Origin of the sequence: Lentilactobacillus farraginis DSM 18382 = JCM 14108, assembly GCF_000583655.1 — a bacterium.
In the GTDB taxonomy this organism is placed as follows: Bacteria; Bacillota; Bacilli; order Lactobacillales; family Lactobacillaceae; genus Lentilactobacillus; species Lentilactobacillus farraginis.
On sequence record NZ_BAKI01000074.1, the window covers coordinates 1 to 5,245 of the forward strand.

Below are 5,245 nucleotides of genomic sequence, written 5' to 3' on the forward strand. Positions count from 1 at the left end.
TTTCCCAGAAGCTTCTTTTTATATTAGTCACTTATCATTGCGGATAAGTGTAGTAAACTTTGACATCATTTCCATACGTGCCACCATCAGCTGATCGAGCCGTGTACGTAATCGTATTACCAAATGTAATCGAAACAGGTTTATTACCACTATTAGTAGCGATAATTGGATACTGCGGCGAACTGAGTGTTGCCAAACTGCTATTTCCTTTGACATACGTAATCAATTGATTATTAGTAAACGTTCCACTGCCAGGACCAAAGTTCATATTGGCTGGTGCCATATACTTGGTTAATGCTTCATTTTTAAAAGTCTGGTTGGCATCTGAAACTGCGCTTGGGTTCTGAATCAACCAATCTTCAAGATTCTGCCAATTAGCATCCTGCGAACCCTTATTATAAACATCCTGAAGGGTCTGAGCGGTATACTTATTACCATCTAAGGTAACTTCACTTGTTACATTTTTCGAATTTGATGCACTTAATTGATTTGCAAAAAGCGCTGGCGTCCATTGCCAAATTGAAGAAGTCGCATACGGTGTAATCCGACTACTTAGTGTTTGCTTAACATCCGACACAGTAAGCGTGACGTTATCACCAAAGCGACCAGCTGCAAGTGCCTGTTGCTGGGCAGTCGACAACTGCGCGTTTGTCAGATAATACCCTGTACCGGTCAATGCATTGTTAAGCAAGTTGGTAATCGACGTATTGTCATCATTTGCCAATACCCACGCTGAACCGTTCCAGGAGCCAACCGTGCTACCCTTGGCAGCGTTGGCTTTCTGATAATCAACGGATTTCAGCAGCGTACCGTCCGGCGTTACCAAATTAATTCGAACCGCGTTATCGGCAATTGGTGTCTGCTTTGAAACAGCAACGTTAACCGAACTGCCAAACGATCCTTGAGCCAAAGCGTTAATTTGTGATTGATTTAGGATGCCGACATAGTAACCGGTCCCATTCAAAGTCGTATTAATCTGGTTTTGAAGTGCCGTTTTATCATTGGCCGTTAACGTCCAGTTGGTTCCGTTCTGGGTTCCCAGTCGGCTCCCCTTTTGAGCACCGGTCTTAGCGTAGTCAAACGTCTTGATGACATTGTTATTATTGCTTGCGTCAACCAGGTTTACTCGAACCGCATTATCGGCAATTGGCGTCTGGGTCAACGTCAAACCGCTATAGAGAATCCAGCCATTCGCCTGGCTGTATTGATTGTCGGTTGCCTGAATTTGAACCCATTGATCGCCTTCACGGGTTCTCGTCCCAACCTGGACAACCTTAAAGCTGGCGTTTGCATAAGGCGTTGAATCAAGAATCTGACGGCCAACTTTATATTGTGTCCAAGCGGGTTGTTGATAGGTAACCGTCTTACCATCATTAGCAATCCCTGGACTGGCAATCTTATACAAGCTGTTTCGCTGTGCGTCACTTAAGCTGGTCTGGTTAAACGTGGCAAATTGACGAACACCACCGCCAAAATCAGCCGTACTCCTACCACCGTAAATCCAACCACGGTATTGTTGGTCAAACGAGACTACCTTGTAGTAAATCGAGCCCCGATTGGTTCTGGCAATCCGATAAGCCCGGAAGTTATCCGACGAAGAACTTGAATTGGCCAGCGTTGACAAAGTTGCCTTTGAGGCAACCAACCTGGCGCCTCGAAGCGTGCCGGCTTTTGTATAAAGTGCATTGCCACCCGTAAACGTGACATTTCGAGTTGTTGGATCGGTCGCCATTTTTCTGTTTGAAGTTACCCGCGCATAACTTTTCGCATCGGCTTGATTAGCATTGGTGACTGCGGTTACAGCAAATAATCCCAGTACAGCCACTGGGATAAACAGTGACCTTCTTAAATTAGATCCCATGATTAAAAACCTCCCCTGTATTCATATATCTTTTCTATCTCAACAGTTTAAGTATAAATCTTTATGAATACGCTTACCACAAATATGCTTGTGAATGAGAAGTGTTTTAATAACTTATCAGGGCATGAATATACTAATTAATTTTACATAATCAGCATTTTAATCAGACTAACAAGTCCATTCATTTTATTATGATGCCTTAAAAGGCCGCAATTGATATCCTTTCAGCCCTGAAGCAAAAAGAATCAATTGCGGTCACAAGATCATCCACTATTATAAGTATTCAGCTATCATTTAACGATTAACACATCAACATCAGCATTCTGTAAGACATACGAACTGTGAGAACCGATTGAAAGTTTCCCAATCACGTTTCGGCCGGTTTGTCCCAATATAATCAGGCCAATCTTATTCTCGGTTGGAAAACTTTTCGATAAAATAACTTTGGTATTGCCGACCAGCGCCTGACCATCAACGTCAATTCCCAAGTCAGCCGCCTTTTTAATAAAGGGTTGAATTTTTTGAGTAACTTGTTGGTACTGATCGCGGTAAAAATCTTCGCTTACCCCAAAATAAGAGTCCATCCCCCGGTCCCGGTTCACAATCCAAACCAAAAACAGCTTTGCGGATAACGCCTTGGCCAATTGGCAGCCGACTTCAAACGCCCGCTCAGACTGTGGCGAACCGTCCAAGCCGACCAAGATTCGTTCATATTTCACTTTTTATTCATCTCCCTGTTTGGTCTCTGCTTTGGCAAGTTTTGAATGTCGTTTACTGTAACTAAAGTAAATGCTCATCCCGATTGCCAGCCAAACAACGAACCTAACCCAAGTTTCCCAATTTAGCCCGGCAACTAGTGTCACACAAAAGATAATTGCAATAATTGGGGTTACCGGAACGCCGGGAGCCTTGAACCCTCGATGGAGTTCCGGATGAGCATGCCGCATCCATAGAACGCCAGCCGAAACCAAAATAAATGCCGTCAACGTCCCGATATTAACCAGCTCGGATAAAATATTCAAATTAACCAAGCCACCAGCCAATGCCGTAATTATCCCAAAGAACCAAGTTCTTAAACGGGGTGGCATATTTTGGACTAACATGGCCAAAGAATTCCGGAAACAACCCGTCCCGCGACATCGAATAACTGATCCTTGACTGCCCGTATAGCTGAACTAAAATAACGGTCGTCATGCCCAAAATCGCGCCAACACTAACAATCATAGACAACCAAATTTGGCCGGTTTGATGAAGAACTGCTAGAACAGGGGCATTCAAGAATTTAGCAAAGATCGTATACTTAACCACCCCAGTCATAATCAGCGTCATCGTAATATACAGCACTGTCGAAATCAATAGAGACAGCATGATTCCCCGAGGCAGCGTTTTGCTGGGGTTAATCGTTTCTTCGGCACTGGACGAGACCGCGTCAAAACCGATAAAAGAAAAGAAGGCAATCGATGCTGCCGGAATAATCCCGGCAGCCGTACCATTGTGGTAGGAATACCAGCCAAAGGGACTGAAGGGATGCCAATTTTGCGGCTTAATAAACCAAACCGTGCAGATGATAAATAAAATAATCACTGCCAACTTAATCAAAACCATTGTATCGTTAACCCGCTTGGTCTGAGTAACCCCAATTGATATAATCCAAGTAATCAACAGGACAATAACAAAGGCCGGCAGATTAAAGTAAGTTGTTACCCCAGGCGTCGTTCCCGCAGCGGCAGTCAAAGCAGTTGGGATATGAATTCCCAGATCATTTAGTAGGCTGACAAAGTAACCCGACCAACCAACTGAAACAGTTGCCGCGCCCAACGCATACTCCAAAATTAAATCCCAGCCAATAATAAAGGCAACAATTTCACCAAACGCAATGTAGGAATACGTGTAAGCCGATCCGGCAACCGGTGCCATCGACGCAAACTCCGCGTAACAGAGCCCGGCAAACCCGCAGCAAATTGCTGCCAACAAAAACGACAAGGCCAACCCCGGCCCGGCCGTCAGGGCACCCTTTCCCGTCAAAACAAAAATCCCAGTACCAATAATCGCGCCAATTCCCAAAAAAGCCAGATCCCAGGTTCGCAGGGTTCGTTTTAGAGGAGTCGCGTGTGCAATTAATTCTGAAACGTTCTTTTTTCGAAATACTGTCACAGCCATCGCCTCAATTAATGTTTTTAATTATTTTATAATTAAATTTTAACTTTGTAAATGGTTTATGTCAGAAAATATAACACTTAAGAAAGCTGATTATAGTTCAAATTACTGTGAAATTAGCAATGGCATCGGTTACATAAAAAGAGCAAAAAAATATCCGATTGCTATTTTTTATCAATCGGATCATATTTTACAGTCTATTTTGTTATTTCTTTTAACATAAGTTGCAATGCTGTTTGCCAATTGGCCTGATTCCCCTGAACAGCAGCATTATACTTTCTCAAGGCAGCCTGTTCATGGCTGTCACTGGCAGCGTCCAACGCCGTTCCAAACTGAATTGCGCCTTGATAATTAGTAAACATCCCCAAATGCTCATAGTATTGAGGCGTTGCCAAAGTACCGGCTGCCGGTCCCAACGTTTCGGCCAGCTGTTGCGCCCATTCCGGACTCAGCATCGATAAATCCGAATTAATGGTCGCAATTTTAGGAATCGTTGGCCGATTCGTCGCAAGACCATCAACCAAAAAATAGCGATGAAAATTAGCCGTAACGTAACCATTATGCTCAGTTGCCATCTGCCAGTGCTCGTCAATTCTGACAAATACTTTAGCAGTCTTAATATCCGGCAGCGGAATCGTCACACCACGTAATCGATTACCATTTATATCATAGCCGCCAATCAGGTAGTCGGGGTGGTGAACCCGGTTAAACAGGTCGATGTGGGCATCTTCAAACGTAAAGTGGCTGCTCATCTTGGCGTGGCGAATCGTTACCGCCTGTCTGACAGGAACAAAGCCGACATCAATGTCCAAAAAGCTTTTCTTGGCCAAGTGCGGCAAGAAACCATGTCCTTGGTATTGGGTGTCATCCATATGAATCGTCGGGACGTAAAAAAGCACGTTGGCCGGCATTGAAAACGCGGATTGCGTTCTATGATTCTGTCCGGCGTCTGGCTTTAAACGCTTATAAAACTCGGTTGTCCGCCCTAAAATACCGGTCGCAATGTCGACGATATTATCCGGTAAATTTGTAAAATGATTGTTTGAAAATGATTGAGACATTAAAATTCTCCTTTAACAAGATCATTTTGTCACGTTTTCACTGATAACTTTAACCGGTCTTTGAATGCGCCGTTTAAAAGTCATTAATTTTACTTGGCATTAAAGCTATTCGTTCAATTATAAGCGCAAGCCCGCTCAAAAACAATCAGGGCCTCTTTTGAACCGG

General features: G+C 43.8%; 3 protein-coding genes and 1 pseudogene. All 4 read right to left on the reverse strand.

The genetic code is table 11. The features are described 5' to 3' along the window. Positions 1–34: 34 nt before the first annotated feature. The 4 genes and pseudogenes from JCM14108_RS13395 to JCM14108_RS13410 all read right to left on the reverse strand — a co-directional run bounded on the left by JCM14108_RS13395 (position 35) and on the right by JCM14108_RS13410 (position 5,079). A complete protein-coding gene (locus JCM14108_RS13395; RefSeq protein ID WP_035181447.1) occupies positions 35–1,861 on the reverse strand; it encodes a hypothetical protein in 1,827 nt (608 codons plus the stop codon). Positions 1,862–2,151: 290 nt separating this feature from the next. Beyond that, positions 2,152–2,580, reverse strand: a complete 429-nt coding sequence (locus JCM14108_RS13400; RefSeq protein ID WP_035181448.1) for a universal stress protein — start codon at positions 2,578–2,580, stop codon at positions 2,152–2,154. A gap of 3 nt (positions 2,581–2,583) precedes the next feature. Then, a pseudogene (locus tag JCM14108_RS13405) lies at positions 2,584–4,015 on the reverse strand (amino acid permease). A 200-nt stretch (positions 4,016–4,215) separates the two neighbouring features. Beyond that, complete coding sequence (locus JCM14108_RS13410) at positions 4,216–5,079, reverse strand: hypothetical protein (protein WP_035181449.1); 864 nt, start codon at positions 5,077–5,079, stop codon at positions 4,216–4,218. Positions 5,080–5,245 lie beyond the last annotated feature (166 nt).

Excerpts from the sequence above, each read along its gene's own strand:
- JCM14108_RS13395 (WP_035181447.1), bottom strand. The coding sequence starts at position 1,861 with ATGGGATCTAATTTAAGAAGGTCACTGTTTATCCCAGTGGCTGTACTG.
- JCM14108_RS13410 (WP_035181449.1), bottom strand. The coding sequence starts at position 5,079 with ATGTCTCAATCATTTTCAAACAATCATTTTACAAATTTACCGGATAAT.